Source organism: Pseudomonas sp. A-RE-19, from assembly GCF_019956555.1.
In the GTDB taxonomy this organism is placed as follows: domain Bacteria; phylum Pseudomonadota; class Gammaproteobacteria; order Pseudomonadales; family Pseudomonadaceae; genus Aquipseudomonas.
Window position 1 is genome coordinate 75,283 of record NZ_JAHBDQ010000019.1, and the last position, 16,790, is coordinate 92,072.

General features: G+C 58.2%; 17 protein-coding genes and 2 tRNA genes. 12 read left to right on the top strand and 7 right to left on the bottom strand.

Going from position 1 to position 16,790, the window contains the following annotated elements; genetic code table 11:
* The first annotated feature begins 219 nt into the window (after positions 1 to 219).
* The 3 genes from KGB14_RS13985 (at position 220) to KGB14_RS13995 (ending at position 2,271) form a co-directional block, all read left to right on the top strand.
* Positions 220 to 1,107, top strand: a complete 888-nt coding sequence (locus KGB14_RS13985) for a universal stress protein (RefSeq protein ID WP_223487404.1) — start codon at positions 220 to 222, stop codon at positions 1,105 to 1,107.
* An 81-nt stretch (positions 1,108 to 1,188) separates the two neighbouring features.
* A complete protein-coding gene (locus tag KGB14_RS13990; protein WP_223487405.1) occupies positions 1,189 to 1,866 on the top strand; it encodes a phosphoribosyltransferase in 678 nt (225 codons plus the stop codon).
* Positions 1,867 to 1,941: 75 nt separating this feature from the next.
* On the top strand, positions 1,942 to 2,271 hold the full coding sequence (locus tag KGB14_RS13995) for a hypothetical protein (RefSeq protein ID WP_223487406.1): 330 nt from the start codon (positions 1,942 to 1,944) through the stop codon (positions 2,269 to 2,271).
* A gap of 586 nt (positions 2,272 to 2,857) precedes the next feature.
* Here the strand turns inward: KGB14_RS13995 and KGB14_RS14000 are convergent.
* Together KGB14_RS14000 and KGB14_RS14005 are read right to left on the bottom strand one after the other, a co-directional pair.
* Positions 2,858 to 3,046, bottom strand: coding sequence for a hypothetical protein (locus tag KGB14_RS14000; RefSeq protein ID WP_223487407.1), 189 nt, complete (start codon positions 3,044 to 3,046; stop codon positions 2,858 to 2,860).
* A gap of 81 nt (positions 3,047 to 3,127) precedes the next feature.
* Positions 3,128 to 3,805 carry a glutathione S-transferase family protein gene (locus KGB14_RS14005; RefSeq protein WP_223487408.1) on the bottom strand — a complete coding sequence of 226 codons (678 nt, stop codon included), beginning with the start codon at positions 3,803 to 3,805 and terminating at the stop codon, positions 3,128 to 3,130.
* A 306-nt stretch (positions 3,806 to 4,111) separates the two neighbouring features.
* On the opposite strand from KGB14_RS14005, the gene KGB14_RS14010 reads away from it, so the two are divergent.
* A complete protein-coding gene (locus KGB14_RS14010) occupies positions 4,112 to 5,029 on the top strand; it encodes an alpha/beta fold hydrolase (RefSeq protein WP_223487409.1) in 918 nt (305 codons plus the stop codon).
* A gap of 70 nt (positions 5,030 to 5,099) precedes the next feature.
* Here KGB14_RS14010 and KGB14_RS14015 read toward each other — a convergent pair whose 3' ends face one another.
* Both KGB14_RS14015 and KGB14_RS14020 read right to left on the bottom strand, forming a co-directional pair.
* On the bottom strand, positions 5,100 to 6,068 hold the full coding sequence (locus tag KGB14_RS14015) for a bifunctional 5,10-methylenetetrahydrofolate dehydrogenase/5,10-methenyltetrahydrofolate cyclohydrolase (protein ID WP_223487410.1): 969 nt from the start codon (positions 6,066 to 6,068) through the stop codon (positions 5,100 to 5,102).
* Between the two features lie 225 nt (positions 6,069 to 6,293).
* Positions 6,294 to 6,659 carry a DUF6124 family protein gene (locus KGB14_RS14020; RefSeq protein ID WP_223487411.1) on the bottom strand — a complete coding sequence of 122 codons (366 nt, stop codon included), beginning with the start codon at positions 6,657 to 6,659 and terminating at the stop codon, positions 6,294 to 6,296.
* A gap of 855 nt (positions 6,660 to 7,514) precedes the next feature.
* Between KGB14_RS14020 and nirB the strand changes: the two genes are divergently transcribed.
* The 3 genes from nirB to KGB14_RS14035 are packed head-to-tail and all read left to right on the top strand — an operon-like array spanning position 7,515 to position 10,934.
* Positions 7,515 to 10,076 (top strand): nitrite reductase large subunit NirB, encoded by a 2,562-nt coding sequence (gene nirB / locus KGB14_RS14025; protein WP_223487412.1) that lies wholly within the window; start codon positions 7,515 to 7,517, stop codon positions 10,074 to 10,076.
* Positions 10,076 to 10,462 carry a nitrite reductase small subunit NirD gene (nirD, locus tag KGB14_RS14030; protein ID WP_223487413.1) on the top strand — a complete coding sequence of 129 codons (387 nt, stop codon included), beginning with the start codon at positions 10,076 to 10,078 and terminating at the stop codon, positions 10,460 to 10,462. Before nirB ends, nirD begins: the two co-directional genes overlap by 1 nt.
* Positions 10,463 to 10,493: 31 nt before the next feature.
* Positions 10,494 to 10,934, top strand: coding sequence for a CBS domain-containing protein (locus KGB14_RS14035; protein ID WP_223487414.1), 441 nt, complete (start codon positions 10,494 to 10,496; stop codon positions 10,932 to 10,934).
* 42 nt (positions 10,935 to 10,976) lie between these two features.
* On the opposite strand, the gene KGB14_RS14040 is transcribed toward KGB14_RS14035, so the two are convergent.
* Entirely contained in the window at positions 10,977 to 11,159 is a 183-nt protein-coding gene (locus KGB14_RS14040; RefSeq protein ID WP_223487415.1) for a hypothetical protein, read from the bottom strand.
* 167 nt (positions 11,160 to 11,326) lie between these two features.
* On the opposite strand from KGB14_RS14040, the gene KGB14_RS14045 reads away from it, so the two are divergent.
* Together KGB14_RS14045 and KGB14_RS14050 are read left to right on the top strand one after the other, a co-directional pair.
* The gene (locus KGB14_RS14045; RefSeq protein WP_223487416.1) at positions 11,327 to 11,971 is read left to right on the top strand and encodes an ATPase; all 645 of its coding nucleotides are present in this window, start codon (positions 11,327 to 11,329) and stop codon (positions 11,969 to 11,971) included.
* An 81-nt stretch (positions 11,972 to 12,052) separates the two neighbouring features.
* Complete coding sequence (locus KGB14_RS14050) at positions 12,053 to 12,394, top strand: hypothetical protein (RefSeq protein WP_223487417.1); 342 nt, start codon at positions 12,053 to 12,055, stop codon at positions 12,392 to 12,394.
* A 152-nt stretch (positions 12,395 to 12,546) separates the two neighbouring features.
* Here the strand turns inward: KGB14_RS14050 and KGB14_RS14055 are convergent, their stop codons facing one another.
* On the bottom strand, positions 12,547 to 13,320 hold the full coding sequence (locus KGB14_RS14055; protein ID WP_223487418.1) for an L-iditol 2-dehydrogenase: 774 nt from the start codon (positions 13,318 to 13,320) through the stop codon (positions 12,547 to 12,549).
* Positions 13,321 to 13,502: 182 nt separating this feature from the next.
* The gene (locus KGB14_RS14060) at positions 13,503 to 14,813 is read right to left on the bottom strand and encodes an ABC transporter substrate-binding protein (RefSeq protein WP_223487419.1); all 1,311 of its coding nucleotides are present in this window, start codon (positions 14,811 to 14,813) and stop codon (positions 13,503 to 13,505) included.
* 324 nt (positions 14,814 to 15,137) lie between these two features.
* Between KGB14_RS14060 and KGB14_RS14065 the strand changes: the two genes are divergently transcribed.
* The 3 genes from KGB14_RS14065 (at position 15,138) to KGB14_RS14075 (ending at position 16,737) form a co-directional block, all read left to right on the top strand.
* A complete protein-coding gene (locus tag KGB14_RS14065) occupies positions 15,138 to 16,043 on the top strand; it encodes a helix-turn-helix domain-containing protein (protein ID WP_223487420.1) in 906 nt (301 codons plus the stop codon).
* A gap of 339 nt (positions 16,044 to 16,382) precedes the next feature.
* Positions 16,383 to 16,456, top strand: a tRNA-Cys gene (locus tag KGB14_RS14070).
* Positions 16,457 to 16,650: 194 nt separating this feature from the next.
* Positions 16,651 to 16,737, top strand: a tRNA-Leu gene (locus KGB14_RS14075).
* Positions 16,738 to 16,790 lie beyond the last annotated feature (53 nt).

Consider the following 16,790-nt stretch of genomic DNA (forward strand, 5'->3'; position numbering starts at 1 on the left):
ATGTGGCAACAGATTGCCGATTTTCAGGCGAACGGCCATCGCGGATGAGTTCGGCACGAGATGCACAGCACCGTTGTGAACTATTCTTTTTCAAGTGGTCCTTCGACGCCTCATTCAAGGAATTGAAATAAATCAAAGCCTAAGAGACTTTGGAGGAGTCTGGGCCTGATGCTGGATTCTCGAGCCGGCGTCGAGGATCAACCCGTCTGGAGTCAGCTCATGAGCCAGTATCAAAAGTTATTACTGATCATCAACCCGCTGTTGCGCCATTCCCCCGCGATAAACCATGGCGCTGCTCTGGCCAAGGCCAGCGGGGCGAGCTTGCACATTGCCGCGCTGATTCCTTCATTGAGCATTCTGTCGTTGCTCGAAGAGGGCGACCGGAAAAAAGCTCGGGCGAGCTACCTGCAGGAGCATCGCGACTGGCTCAAGGACCAGGCGAGAAAGATGCAGGGCAGGGGGATCGAGGTGACCACCGAAGTTGCGTGGGCCGACGACATGCGGCAAGACATCCTTGATCACGTCACGGAAATGCAGCCGGATCTGCTGATCAAGCAAGTGCAGCATGAGCCCATGCTCAAGCGCGCGTTCTTCACGCCGCTGGATTGGCGCCTGTTGCGCCATTGTCCGGTGCCGGTTTATCTGGTGGGTGCCGAAAGCCATGCCTTGCCGCAGAAGGTGGTGGCCGCGGTTGACGTGGCCGAGACCGAACCTTCGAACAGCGAGCTCAATGACCGGATCATCCTGCAGGCCTCCAGCCTCGCGATACAGTGCAATGCCGAGTTGCATCTGTTGCATGCGTGTGACATTTCGGCAGCATTCCTGGCGGAGATGGGCGGCGGTCTGACGCTCGCGGACCTTACCAGGGAGTTGCGCCAAGACCTGGAAAAGTCGTTTCTCAAGTTGGCCGGTCGGTTCGGTGTGCCTTCGGACTGTCGGCATTTCATCATGGGGCAACCTGTTTCGGTATTGAGTGAGTTCGCCCACGAGCATCAGGTGGATGTCATCGTGATGGGCAGAGCTCAGTACAGTGGCCTGGAGAAACTTCTTGGCAGCACGACCGAACATATTTTGTATCAGGTGCCTTGCAGCATTCTGGCAGTTTAGGAGCAGGCGCCCTTACTGGCGCGATGATTGCCGTCAATGGAATGCCCGTTTTTGGGGTTTCAGCCCCAGGGAGGTTTTCAAATGACTATTCCTTCATTGCAAACCATCTTGCGTGACCGGGTTGATGCCGGCCGAGGCCTGGTGGATCCGTTGCTTAAATACGCTAAAAGAGCCGATGTCATCGTCCTCGCCTTGCCCCGTGGCGGCGTTCCGGTGGCCTATGAAATTGCCACGGCGCTGGAGGTTCGCCTGGACCTGATGCTGGTGCGCAAGCTGGGAGTGCCGTCCCATCAGGAACTCGCCATGGGCGCCATTGCCAGTGGCGACATACGAATTGTGAATGACGACGTACTGCGGGCTCACGGGATTGATCAACGCACACTCGATGGCGTGGTTGCACGGGAAGCCCAGGAATTGTTGCGTCGCGAGCGTGTATACAGGGCGTCGCGTGCGCCTGTGGCACTCAAGGATCAGGTGGTGATTCTGGTCGATGACGGCCTGGCGACCGGGGCTACGATGATGGCCGCGATACAGGCCGTGCGCTTGCAAGCGCCGTCGCGCATCGTGGTTGCCGTGCCGGTGGCTCCGCTTGAGACGGCAGAGGCACTTCGCGACGAAGTAGATGAACTGATTTGCCCGCTCATCCCTGATTGGATGATCTCGATCGGGCATTGGTACAAGGACTTTTCGCAAACCTCGGACGACGAAGTCATCGATCTTCTGCACCGGGCCTGGCAGAGAGAGTCAGCGATGAAATGAGTCAAACTGCTGGCCCCTCAAACATCGCTTCGTTGTCAAACTTGCTTTCTTTTCAAAAAGTTAGGCATTGGCGATATGCGGACTTTGGCATCGATTGCTGCATTGTTTGTCCTGGCGGCGATCTCGCTTGAGGCTCAGGCCAGGGAACTGGGCAAGAATGATCGTTTTATATGCAGTTGGGGCTCGGACATAGCTGCAGACGCGCAAGCGTCGAAGCTTTCCGGATTCACGCTTTACGGCGCACGCAAGAAGCTGCAATCGCGCAAGTTTCCCCGGCCCTGGATGCGCATGACGGCCATGGGCATTACCGAACAAACCTATAACAGCCCCTCGCGTCTCAAGCCTGCTGGTATCAAGCAAACATATTACGAGCAATGCATCCGGCATGAGTTGGCGCGACGGTAGCCTTCGCCAGCTCCTACGGCGTACCGCCGATCAATGGCGGATGTACCCACTCATGTAGGAGCTGCCGCAGGCTGCGATCTTTTGATCTTGCTCTTTGCCGTTTTTGAAATTGCCGAAGATCAAAAGATCGCAGGCTTCGCCAGCTCCTACCGGGAATGAGTACCGCCGATCAATGGCGGATGTACCCGCTCATGTAGGAGCTGCCGCAGGCTGCGATCTTTTGATCTTGCTCTTTGCCGTTTTTGAAACTGCCGAAGATCAAAAGATCGCAGGCTTCGCCAGCTCCTACCGGGAATGAGTACCGCCGATCAATGGCGGATGTACCCGCTCATGTAGGAGCTGCCGCAGGCTGCGATCTGTTGATCTTGCTCTTTGCCGTTTTTGAAACTGCCGAAGATCAAAAGATCGCAGGCTTCGCCAGCTCCTACCGGGAATGAGTACCGCCGATCAATGGCGGATGTACCCGCTCATGTAGGAGCTGCCGCAGGCTGCGATCTGTTGATCTTGCTCTTTGCCGTTTTTGAAACTGCCGAAGATCAAAAGATCGCAGGCTTCGCCAGCTCCTACCGGGAATGAGTACCGCCGATCAATGGCGGATGTACCCGCTCATGTAGGAGCTGCCGCAGGCTGCGATCTGTTGATTTTGCGCTTTGCCGTTTTTGAAACTGCCGACGATCAAAAGATCGCAGGCTTCGCCAGCTCCTACGGGGTTATGCACGATGGCCAGATCGATACGGCGCGCGCGAAGGGAATCGTGTTGCGGGCAGGTGTTCATTTTCGATAGATCGACAAACCGGCAACTGTCCCTTCGCGCTTCGAACCGACCGGCATCAGGCGCGAAGGCAGTGAGCGCCGCTCATGTGTTATCCGGCGCCAGAAACCGTTGCTCGATGGCATCCGCAAACGGGTAGAACGAAAACCAGGGCCTGGCTTCGTCGATCACCCGCTGAAATGACGGTCTCTGCACCAGTCTGTCGAAGTAGGCGCTCAAGTGCTGGTAGTCGTCGGGGAACGGCACGAGTGTGCTGGCATAGAAGAGCGCCGGGGCGGCGGCGCAATCGGCCATGCTGAACGCCGGGCCGGCGACCCAGATTCTGGCTGCCATCCGGCGCTCGAGCATGGCGTACGCCGTCTTCAGCGTGGAACGTTCTCTGGTCAGATCACCGTTGGTCGCGTGTAGTCGATCACTGACAATCTGTTGCATCGGCACTTGTACATAATGGTCGAAGAAACGATCCCATAACCGGACTTCCAGCGCGCTATCCCAATCGTCTGGAACCAGGCGGTGCTCACCTGGATACAGTCGATCCAGGTACTCGATGATGATGCTGGACTCCGGCAGATTCCGCTGGTGAGCATGGTCGCGAATTATCGGGAACTTTCCGATTGGCCACAAAGCCTGAAGTTCTGCGCTGTCGGCAGCGTCCGCGAGATCGATGATCCTTCTTTCGAATTCGGTGCCGTTTTCGTAGAGCGCGATGAGTACTTTGTGACAGAACGACGCCAGTGGATGGTAGTAAAGCGTCAGCGACATCTTTCAACTCCTCATTTGACGTGAGGGGGCGAGAGCCCTGGAACTGATGAAGGTGGGGGCAATAAATAATCATAGGCGGATGTTGGCAATGCGTCAGGGCCGCCACTTTCAAGCTTTCGTACTTGCAGATGGAAAAATCCCTGCTTAACTGTGAGCCACTGGTCGGTTTGTGACTTGTTGGTCATGGTGTTCATCTCAGCGCCCTTGTACCGTTGTCGCTGGTTCTTGCTGTCAGGCTTGCCCGGAGGAAGCCGGATAGTCAATCACGCTGTGTGTCGATCCAATTTGTTCAAGGAAGAGAATGAAATGATGCTGAAGACTGCCATCGTCGAGATCGGTAAGAAGTACAAGGTTTATACCGAGCACTATCTCAACTCCGCCGCCGAAAAGACCATTATTCTGGTCAATGGCTCGCTGGCAACGACCGCATCTTTTGCTCAAACGGTGCGTTACCTGCGGCCACGTTTCAATGTGGTCCTCTACGATCAGCCCTACGCCGGGCAATCGAAACAACACAACCAGCATGACCAGCCGATCCGCAAGGAAGACGAGGCCGCAATCCTGTTGGAGTTGATCGAGCACTTTCGCGCGCAGCATGTGATGTCCTTTTCCTGGGGCGGGGCGGCGACCTTGCTGGCGCTGGCGCAGCATCCGCGACGAATCGAAAAGGCAGTGATCAGTTCATTCGCCGCGCGGATCAACACACCGATGCGCGATTATCTGGAGAGCGGCCGGCATTTTCTTCAGGCCTGCGATCGGCGCAATGTCGGGCGCTTGATCAACAGCACTATCGGCAAACATCTTCCGTCGCTGTTCAAGCGTTTCAATGAGCGCCATGTCAGCAGCCTGGACGAACACGAATACCGGCAGATGCATTTTCACGTCAATGAGGTGCTGACCCAGGACACTCACTGCTACGTTTCCTGCGCCGATGCCATCGAAGTTCCGCTGCTGTTTATCAACGGCGAATGGGATGAATACACCTCGGTGGAAGACGCCCGTCTTTTCGCCGCTCATTCCGGTCACGCTCAGTTCCAGACCATCAAGAACGCCGGGCACTTCCTCGATATGGAGCACCCGACGGCCTGGCATGATACCCAGCAGGCCTTGCTGGGCTTTCTGCAACCGGTCGCCAAAATACCGAGCCAGCCCCGTGACTTGGCGTTCAGTAGCAAATCGTCAGTGATTCCCCCCCTTCGGTCAGCTAACTGGGTGCGGCTTTGACTGACGCAACAACTCGATCTGATCCGCCGCTCCCACAGGTTCCGCGCCTTAGCTGACTGTGCGTTGTGTGTCAGTTCAACGCCAGGTCGTCCACAGGCTGCTGCCCGCGGGCCTGCGCGGAGCGCTGCAACTGGCAGGCGACCAGGGTGTTTTTCAGCAGGTAGGCAATGGTCATCGGCCCGACGCCGCCGGGTACCGGGGTAATCGCACGGGCGACGGTGCGGGCGCTGGCGTAATCGACATCGCCTACCAGACGGTCACCGGACTCACTGGCGATGCGGTTGATGCCAACGTCGATCACCACCGCACCAGGCTTGAGCCAACTGGCGTCGATCAACTGTGGTCGGCCCACCGCCGCGACCACGATATCTGCCAACCGGCACAATGCCGGGGCATCGACGCTGCGCGAATGCACCACGCTGACCGAACAGTTGGCCTGCAACAGCAAGGTCGCCATGGGTTTGCCGACAATGTTCGAACGGCCGATAACCACCGCGTGCAAACCGCTCAAGTCAGCACCGCAGGTTTCGTACAATAGGCGCATGCAGCCGCTGGGCGTGCATGGGGTCAGAACCTCGAAGCCTTGCACCAGCCCGCCGACGTTTTCCCGATGAAAACCATCCACGTCCTTGATCGGGTCGATGGCATGAATCACTGCTTGTTCATCGATAGCATCCGGCAAGGGCAGTTGCACCAGGATGCCATTCACCGTGGGGTCGGCATTGAGCTGCGCAATCAGTTCCAGTACCTGGGCCTGGCTGGCGGTTTCCGGCAGGCGGTATTCAAGGGAGCGGATGCCGACTTCCTTGGCGCGCAGCAGTTTATTACGCACATAAACGTGGCTGGCCGGGTCGTCGCCGACCAACAGGACCGCCAGGGCGGGATAGATCTGCTGGCCGGCCAGGACCAGAACCTCTTCCCGGACCTCGTCGAGAACCTGGGCAGAAATGGCTTTGCCGTCGATATCGCGGGCAAGTGCAGGGGTGCTGCTGATCAAAAGAGCCACCGTTGTCTTGATTGAAAGGAATGAAGTGATCATCAAGGCGTCTTCTCGCGCCGATGATCCATCAGAGACATGCAGGCAAGGGCGCTAAGGCTACCAGTTGAGGGCAGGCGAACACCACCCGAGCACCGGAAGATCAGACGGGTAGGTGTTCAATCGATGAAAACCTGTGGCGAAGGCGCTTGCTTCCGTTGGGCCACGCAGCGGCCCCAAAAAAGGATCGCTGCATAGCCAACGTAACAAGACCCGCTCACTTGCAGATCATGCCTGCTCAGGCTGATCGATTTGATCCAGCACCCGGTTCGCCGTGATCTCCGCCACCATGATGCTGTTTGAAATGCCCAGCAGGGCGTGACGCGACTCACCCTCCAGATGATCCACCAACTGATGGACCATCACATCGACCGAGGCCAGCGTCTCGACCAAGAAAACCGCCAGGGTTTCGGTCGTCGCCTCTGGGTCCACGGCAAACAGCTTGCTGGGTTTACGCGCAGTGGCTTTGATGTCGGCATTCGACGGGAAGTGGAAGTCGAGGGCCCGTTCGGCGGCCTCGTTGAGTTTCTTTGAATCGGGTTCGTACGGGGAGACCGGATCGGTGTCCGGTGGGTTTGGTGAAGGCTTTATCATTTGCTGAGTTTCCTAATGATGTGCCACCCCTCTTGCGACTAAACGAAAGGGGAGGCAACTGCACGCAGGTTAGTCGACCGGGAAACTCAGCAATCCGGCGCGCCCGAGGGCGCCCTACGTACAGCCACCATCAAGTACAGGTAATAAAAAACCTGCATGACAGATGCACGCACAACCGAGTTAACACGGGCGACTAAACCCGACCACTGATGGGCAGTGGCACGGAAACAATAGAGGCCAGGAGCAAGGCGTACAAGCCGGCGGATTCTGGCGTAAGCGTAGGCAATGGCGCAAGATCTTGTAGCTTGCAGGAAGTAACCTTGATAGCGCTTAAACAGATGCCTTCAACCGATGTTTAATGATCTGGCGCGCACTTCCTACAAACGGTGAAAGCCTCGAAAAAAACGCTACATGCACTTTTATAAAGCGCGATGCCATAAAAACGTGCACCCGCCGCGAGCGGTGCACCGGGTTTTCTCCTCTGCCAGTGCCCCCAGCGATCCGCGCAACCACTTCTGAAAGACCGTCCTCCCCCCGCCAGAACAGGCCTATCCCACGGTCGCCAAGCCTATTCGCCGATTGTTCAGCCGTTAGGTTTCAGTACGGGTGAAGTATCAAGCCGCTGGCTGGCACAAAGGCTGCATTGATCCCCTCAGGTCCATTGAAAACAGATGGGCAGCCCACTCGATCAACGAAGATCGACCGGCCGAGCAGGTCGTGGGCAACATCGGTGGATCCGGCGAAGGCGCCAGGTCGAACACCGCGAAGAACAGGCAAAGACGCCTGAAACCGAGAGGTTTCAGGCGTTTTTTTTTGCTTTTTTAACCGTGATTTGGCTTTGGCTGGGTGCTTACTATGAATTCCAATGTTGCCGCGTTGAACAAACTGCAAACACTGATCGTGATCGGCAATGGCATGGTCGGACATCATTGTGTCGAGCAGCTCATCGAGCGCGGCGCCCTCGACCACTATCGGCTGCATGTTTTCAGCGAAGAGCCGATGCGTGCCTACGACCGTGTGCATCTGTCCGAATATTTCAGCGGTCGCGATGCCGAGTCGCTGGCCCTGTGCGAAGCCTCTCTGTACCAGACGCCGGGCGTCACCTTGCATCTGGGCGTGCCGGTGCTGGAAATCGACCGCGCCCGTCGTCAGGTGATCACCGCGCAAGGTTGCGTCGCTTACGACAAACTGGTTCTGGCCACCGGCTCTTACCCCTTCGTCCCGCCTATTGAAGGCGCAGAAGGCGACTCGCGCCTGGTCTATCGCACCCTGGAAGACCTCGACGCGATTCGTGCCGCGGCGGCCAATGCCCGGCGTGGCGTGGTGGTCGGCGGTGGCCTGCTCGGTCTGGAAGCGGCCAACGCCCTGAAAAGCCTGGGGCTGGAAGCGCATGTGGTGGAATTTGCCCCGCGCCTGATGCCGGTGCAACTGGACGAGCAGGGTGGCCTGGCGCTGAAGGCGCAAATCGAGCGGCTTGGCGTGGGTGTGCACCTGTCCCGTGGCACGCAGTCGATCAGTGCCGGCGAGCAATATCGCTACCGGATGAATTTTGCCAATGACGAGTTTCTTGAAGCCGACCTGATCGTGTTCTCCGCCGGGATTCGCGCGCAAGATGCGCTGGCCCGCCAATGTGCGCTGGACATCGGTCCCCGTGGCGGCGTGGTGATCGACGATCAGTGCCTGACCAGCGATCCGAACATCTATGCCATTGGCGAGTGTGCCGCCTGGAATGGCAGCCTTTTCGGTCTGGTCGCCCCCGGTTACCAGATGGCCCGTGGCGTTGCGTCGCTGCTGTGCAATCAAGTCGCAGAGCCGTTCCAGGGCGCCGACATGTCGACCAAGCTCAAACTGCTCGGCGTCGATGTCGGTTCCATCGGTGATGCTCACGCCCACACGCCGGGTGCACGCAGTTATCAGTTCATCGATGAAGCCACGGCCAGCTACCGTCGCCTGGTGGTGGATGCGGACAGCAAGCGCGTGCTCGGCGCGGTGCTGGTCGGCGACAACAGCTATTACGACACCCTGCTGCAATACATGCAGAACGGCATTGCCTTGCCGTCGGAACCCGCCAGCCTGATCCTGCCTTCGTCCAGCGGCGCGCCAACCCTGGGCCCGGGCGCATTGCCTGAGTCGGCGACGGTGTGTTCGTGCCATAACGTCACCAAGGGCTCGATCTGCTCGGCCATCGACGGCGGCTGCACCGACTTGGGCCTGCTCAAGTCGCAGACCAAGGCGTGCACCGGTTGCGGCGGTTGCGCCGGGCTGCTCAAGCAAGTGTTCGAGCATGAATTGATTGCTCGCGGCGTCAGTGTCGACAAGAGCCTGTGCGAACACTTCGCCTACACCCGTCAGGAGCTCTATGCGCTGGTGCGGGTAGAAGGGGTGATCACCTTCGAAGAACTGCTGGCCAAGCACGGCCGTGGCCACACCGGTTGTGACGTGTGCAAACCGGCGGTGGGCTCGATCCTCGCCTCGTGCTGGAACCAGCCGATCATGGACGCCTCGCTGGTGCCGTTGCAGGACACCAACGACACCTTCATGGCCAACATGCAGAAAAACGGCACCTATTCGGTGGTGCCGCGCATCGCCGGGGGCGAGATCACGGCCGACAAGCTGATCGCGATCGGCGTGGTGGCGAAGAAATACGACCTCTACACCAAAATCACCGGCGGCCAGCGGATCGACCTGTTCGGCGCGCAGTTGCATCAGTTGCCGGACATCTGGTCCGAGTTGATTGAGGCGGGTTTCGAAACCGGACACGCCTACGGCAAATCGACCCGCACGGTGAAGTCTTGTGTGGGCAGCACCTGGTGCCGCTATGGCGTGCAGGACAGCGTGAAAATGGCCCTGACCCTCGAAGACCGCTACAAAGGCCTGCGCTCGCCGCACAAACTCAAATTCGCAGTCTCCGGCTGCACCCGTGAATGTGCCGAAGCGCAGAGCAAAGACGTGGGCGTGATTGCCACCGAGAACGGCTGGAACCTCTACGTGGCCGGTAACGGCGGCATGCGCCCGCGTCACGCCGAGCTGTTCGCCACCGACCTGGACGATGAAACCCTGATCCGTTACATCGACCGGTTCCTGATGTTCTACATCCGCACCGCCGACAAATTGCAGCGCACCTCGGTCTGGCGTGAAAGCCTGGAGGGTGGCCTGGATTACCTCAAGGACGTGGTCATCAACGACAGCCTGGGGCTCGGCGCAGAACTCGAATCGCAGATGCAACTGGTGGTCAACCGCTACGAATGCGAATGGGCCAATGCCCTCAAGGACCCGGAAAAACTCAAGCGCTTCCGCACCTTCGTCAACGATCAACGCCCCGACCCGGACATCCATTTTGTTCAGGAACGCGGTCAACGCCGGCCAATCATGGCCGCCGAACTCAACCTTATCCCTGTCACCGAGGAGAATGCCTGATGAGTCAGTCCAATACCCAGCGTGTCAACGCCCATGCCACGGCCGCCAATGCTCAAGCCTGGCAGGCGGTGTGCAGCCAGCAGGATCTGGTCAGCAACTCCGGCGTCGTCGTCTGGCTCGACGGCGCCCAAGTGGCGCTGTTCTACCTGCCGCAGGCCGAAGGCTGCACGCTTTACGCCATCGACAATCATGATCCGCAATCCGGCGCGAACGTCATTGGCCGCGGATTGATCGGCAGCCTCAAGGGTGATCTGGTGGTGGCGTCGCCGATCTACAAGCAGCATTTCCGTCTCGAAGACGGCAGTTGCCTGGAGTACCCGGAGCAGCGCCTGCGGGTCTGGCCGGTGCGCTTGAACGCCGGCGTCGTGGAAGTCGCGGCGGCTTGACTGGCGCCCTGAACCGTATCGGAGAACGTTGATGAAGACAGCCGCACAGTTGCTGAAACTGAAAATCGTGCAAAACCAGCAGGTGCATAGCATTGCGCCGGATCAGATGGTCCTCGATGCCCTGAAAATGATGGCCGAGAAGAACGTCGGCGCATTGCCTGTCATCGAAGATGGGCAGGTGGTGGGCGTCATCAGCGAACGCGACTATGCGCGCAAGGTGGTTCTACAGGGGCGTTCTTCGGTCGGCACGCCGGTGCGCGAGATCATGAGCGCACCGGTAGTGACTGCCGACAGTCAGCAGAGCATCGAGCGCTGCATGGCGGTCATGACCGACAGTCATTTGCGCCATCTGCCCGTGCTGGAGAGCGGCGAACTGATCGGGCTGCTGTCGATCGGCGATCTGGTCAAGGAAGCCATCGTCGAGCAAGCCGATTTGATTCGGCAACTGGAGCACTACATTCGCGGGCATTGAAACAATCGGCGTGGGAGCGCCGGGGCAGGGCGCCTTCAACGCTCAGAGCCACGACTCCGTGATGCGCCGATCCAGTTCCTCCCAATCGGCCATGCCCAACACTCGGGTGGTGTTCAGGCCACGCAGGTAGCCGCGCAGCTCGGTTTCGTATTGCACCAGGTATTCGGCCACCCGGTCACGGAACTCGGGCAGGACGGCATCGCGGATCAAGTCAAAGGTTCGCACAGAGCATCCTTATTCATCTGATGGGTTGCGGTTGAGTGTGGAGCAGTCTGCACGCGTCACAACTATCGCTTCAAGTGATAGTGACCATCAAGAATCGCAAGTTCTGCTTTGGCGTGCAAAGACGGAAAATCGCCTCCATCGAAGACGCAGCTCAAGGAACTTGCGCGATGAACAGATTGACCCGACTGGCCCTGGTCGCCCTGCTGATGGGCGGAGTTGCTACCGCTGCACCGGCCTACGCGGACGCCACCCAGTCGTGCCACTTTCTGCCCATCGCCGGCAGCAGCGCCGGATTGCAGCACTCGCAGACTGTCGGTGTGCTGTTCAGCGAAAACACCCTGGACAACCTGCAATACCTTGAGCGCTACCACGACGTGGCCCTGAATGTCGCGAAGGATGCGCTCGACGGACGGATTCGCGACGCCTTCGTCAACAGCTCCGACCCGGAACTGGCCATCGACTGGCTGATGAGTTCGCTGCAACAGCAGTTTCTTGCCGTGACCGTCTACAACAGCCTGGATGAACTGGTGCAGGCCCGCCCGGACGTGGTGGTGATGCTCGACACCCACAACCGCTTGCTGACTCAGCGCAACAGCCAGGTCGAGGCGCGTTTCGCCGCCCGGTTCTACGACGCCGACTTGCAATACATCGGCAAGGCCGAGGGTGCGGTGGAGAAGCAAATGCCTTCGGTCTGGGTACACAACCAGCCAGCGCCGGAGATTGCCGCGCAGATTGAGCAGCAACGTGACCTGCAACTCAGCGCCCTGAAGCAGTTCGACAACTCGCTCAAGGCCCTGGTGGCTGCTGGCTGAACACTTAAAGAGACTGCAACGGCGGCGCCGTGACGCCGGGCTGTTGCACAACGAACCGACCTTTATTTCAGGATTTCACCGATGCGTCCTTTATTTGTGCCTGCAATGACGTTCGCCTCCTTGCTGTTGGCCGGTTGCGCCCACGCACCGAATGACCCGACGCTGACGATGCAGACGAAAAAAACACCGGCCGAATACGCCGACTGCGTGGTGCCAAAGCTGCAGCACAGCGCCCTCAATCCGACCGTTTCGCAGACCCAGCGCAGCTACCGGATCGTCGTGCCGAGCAAAGTCGCCGCCGATAACGTGCTGGAAGCCTACAAGGCCCCGAACGGAGGCAACGTGTTTGTGTATGAGCGCCGCTTGCTGACCTCCAGTTTCATGCCATCGAGTTTCGAACGTGCCGCACAGGAATGCCTGTAAGGCCGTTTTACACCGCGCTCCTTTGGTTGGCCGCAACCAACCAATTCCTTGCCCCGCACCGGTTTCGGTTGCGGGGTTTTTTTTAAGCTGAACCGTCCGAATGACAAGATCTAACGCGACAGAGGCATTGTCTGGCCCTGTTTCCAGGGCCGTCAGCTCATCCAGTTGCCGCCATCGACGTTGTAGGTCTGCGCCACGATGTAATCGCTCTCGTTTGATGCCAGGAAGATCGCCATGCCGACAAGATCGTCTGCCGTGCCCATGCGTCCGTACGGCACTTCCTGGCCCGCCAGCCTTTTCTTTTCCCCGATCGGTCGGTTTTCATAGTTGGCGAACAGCGCGTCGACGCCATCCCAATGCTCACCATCCACCACGCCCGGCGCGATGGCATTCACGTTGATCTTATGGGGAATGAGATTGAGGCCGGCCGATTGCGTCAGGCTGATTACCGCCGCTTTGGTCGCGCAATACACCGCGACAAGCGCTTCACCCCGGCGACCGGCCTGACTGGCCATATTGATGATCTTGCCGCCGTGGCCCTGACGGATCATCTGTTCGGCCGCGGCCTGCAGTGTGAACAGAGTGCCGGACACGTTGATCGAGAACAGCCGTTCGTAGCTGTCGCGAGAAATCTCCGTGATCGGTGCGAGATCAAACAGGGCCGCGTTGTTGATCAGGATATCGAGCGTGCCTGCGGTGGCGATGACCGCCGCGATAGCACCGTCGATGGATTGTTGATCGGTCACGTCCATCTCGACCGCATAGGCATTCGGCCCCAGCTCGGCCGCGGTGACTTGCGCCCGTTCCAGGTTGATGTCTGCGATCGCGACCGTAGCGCCTTCGCGGATATAAGCTTGCGCGAAGGTTCTCCCGATGCCTCTGGCAGAGCCGGTGATAAGCGCGCTTTTTCCTTCCAGACGTTTCATTTTTCCCATCCATTCGTAAGAGCTATAGAGACGCCCCCATCGAGGGCATTAAAAACGGTCGTAAGACTGCGAAGATTCCCTGTAGGAGCGAGGCTTGCCCGCGAAAGCGGTATGTCAGGCGACATGGATGTTGAATGTGCCGCCCTCTTCGCGGGCAAGCCTCGCTCCTACAGGTTCTGCAGCTATTTGGGATAACCAGCGCGTTTCATCTCGCGCTCGGTGGTTTGCTGGGCGGAGGCCAGGGCCTGCTCCACCGGCATCTGCCCGGTGAGCGCCGCGGACAACAGCTTGCCGACCGAGGTGCCGATGGCCTGAAACTCAGGAATGGTCACGTACTGGATACCGACGTAAGGCACGGGTTGGACAGACGGCTGCGCAGGGTTGGCGTGCTGCATCATTTTCAGCGTGACACTGGCGAAGGGCGCGGCCTGCAAGTAGGCGTCGCTGTAGGTGGACATACGGGTGCCTGGCGGTACGTTGGTGATGCCATCCTTCTCGGTGACCAATTGGATGTATTCCTTGGAGGTCGCCCAAGTCACAAAGGCTTTGGCGGCGTCCTTGTGTTTGGACGTCGCGGGGATGGCCAGCGACCAGGCATAGAGCCAGGACGAGCCCTTGTCAGTGACTTGCGTGGGCGCGGCGACGAAGCCGACGCTGTCGGCCACTTTGCTTTGCGCTTTGTCGGTGATGAAGGAACCGGCGACGCTGGCATCGACCCAGATCGCGCATTTGCCGCTGTTGAACAGGGCCAGCGTCTCGTTGAAGCCATTGCTTGAAACACCCGGCGGGCCGTACTGCTTGAGGGTGTTGACGTAGAAGTTGGCGGCGGCAGTCCATTGCGGTCCGGTGAGTTGCGGCTGCCACTGTTCGTCGAACCAGCGTGCGCCAAAAGCGTTGGACATGGTGGTCAGCAGGGCCATGTTTTCACCCCAGCCGGCCTTGCCACGCAGGCACATTCCATACTGCTCTTTGTCCGGCTGATGCAGCTTGCCGGCGAACTCGCCGAGCTGCGTCCAGGTCGGGTGCTCGGGCATGGTCAGGCCGGCGTTCTTGAACAGGTCGGTACGGTAATAGGTGATTGTGCTTTCGCCATAAAACGGCAGGGCGTAGAGGGTGTCGTTGACTGACAGTCCCTGACGAACCGAGGGGAAAATATCCTCAAGGTCATAGCTGGCGGGCAGGTCTTTCATCGGCTCCAGCCAATGCTTGGCGCCCCACAATGGAGTTTCGTAGGTGCCGATGGTCAGCACATCGAATTGGCCGCCCTGAGTGGCAATGTCGGTGGTCAGGCGCTGACGCAACACGTTCTCTTCGAGTACCACCCAGTTGAGTTTCAGGTCCGGGTGCTGCTGTTCGAACGTTTTGGACAGCCGCTGCATGCGGATCATGTCGCTGTTGTTCACGGTGGCGATGGTCACCGTTTCGGCAGCCTGGCAGAGCAGGGCAGAGGACAGGCCGGCGGACAGAAAAAGCGCGCTTGGAATGATCTTCATCGTGTTCTCCGCTCTGCGCCTTGGGCGGCAGAAGCTCTTATTGTTGTTGTAGTCCACGGTGCGAGTCATAGCCGCAACGGGATGACCACAGGATTACAGCAACTCAAGCGCTGAACAAATGAACGGCATACGCGCCACTGATACTTTTTTAACCACGCAGGACCATGGAAAAAAAGTATCAGTGGCCGCCATAGAGCGCGCTAGGCTTGCTGCCTGCTTAATGTGAATCTGATGACCGCGCCGTGGAGTTTCGAATCAGCTTCGACTCGTCCCGGGCTTCGCGGTAGCCTTGATAAAACCAACAAAAATGGAATCGCCAGGGTGATGAACCATCACGTAACCGCAGACAAGTCGCCAGCGCTTGAAGTCATTCTGAACGAGCCCCAGCACAGCTTTCGTTGGTATGAGCATGACTATCCCTTCGACCTTGCGCGCTGGAACCATCACCCGGAATTCGAGATCCACCTGATCCGTGAAGGCAGCGGACGGCTGTTGGCCGGTGACTACATCGGCCTGTTCGAGGCCGGTCACGTCGCCCTGATCGGCCCTGGTCTGCCTCACGACTGGATCAGTGATCTGGGCAAAGGGGAGGTGATTGCGGGTCGTGACGTCGTGTTGCAATTCGATGGTCAGATGCTGATGCAGTTGCGCGACAAGGTCCCTGAACTCAGCGAGTTGCAAAGCCTGTTTCGCCAGGCGGCGCAGGGCATCGAATTTCACGGCGTTACCCGCAAGAAAGCGGCCCGACTGCTGGAAGACATGGGCCAGTGTCACGGGTTGCAGCGGCTGTGCTTGTTTCTGTCATTGCTGCAGTTGCTGGCATCGGCCCCCGAAAGTGAAAGGCAGACACTGGCCAGCCTGCAATATGCGCCGATGCTCGACGCGTTGACGGCCCAGCGCATGAGTATCGTCTTCGACTACATCCTCAACGACCTCGCAGATGAGTTGCGGATGTCCGTCATCGCCCAGCGCCTGGACATGAACGAACCGGCTTTCTCGAAATTCTTCAAACGCGCCACTGGCCATACTTTCGTCGACCTGACGCGCAAATTGCGCGTCCAGCGCGCCTGCCGTTTACTGGCGCAAAGCAGCTTCAGCGTTGCGGATATCTGCTTTGAAGTGGGTTATGCCAACCTGTCGAATTTCAATCGGCATTTCCGCCATGAGATGCAAGAGACACCCAGCCAGTATCGACAGCGGTTGCAACGGGCGGTGGTGGCCAGTCATTAAAGGGTACAAGATCAAAAGATCGCAGCCTTCGGCAGCTCCTACCCCGGATTGTGTTCGATCCGCGATATTGCGGCGTACATCGAATCTGTAGAAACTGCCGAAGGCTGCGATCTTTTGATCTTGTTGCGCCAGGCGTGAGCTGGCAGAACTTTGGCGACCTTGAATTATTTTTCTCCAGTTCTTGACATGCCTTTCGATCCAGTCCAGAATTGCGTCCATTCCTGATTCAGGAAGACGAAAACCCCTTAGATTTCAAAGGGTTGGAAGCTAGACTAGAATCTTGTTTCCAGATGCAAGTTTACACGTTTGGTGTTGCACTACTGAACATCAGATGTTTGAGGCCGAATAGCAAAATGGTTATGCAGTGGATTGCAAATCCACCTACGCCGGTTCGATTCCGACTTCGGCCTCCACTTTAAACGAGCTCCGTAGATCCATGATCTACGGAGCTTTTTTATTTTCGCAGTCCTGCAAGATTTAGTCTTGAAAAGGATCTTTGCGAACTTGCTTCACCGGGGCGGGATGTATATATTTCCACCTCTGTTGCACAAGCGTCAGAACTGCCAGATCGTTATTGGTTAGTCTTCAGACTGCTTACCGCGCTACCGCCCGAATGGCGAAACTGGTAGACGCATGGGACTTAAAATCCCCCGCTCGTAAGGGCGTGCCGGTTCGATTCCGGCTTCGGGCACCAATAGTATGATTTCAGATGTTCCCGTAAACACCTGAAACCTAGAGAAACCGGCC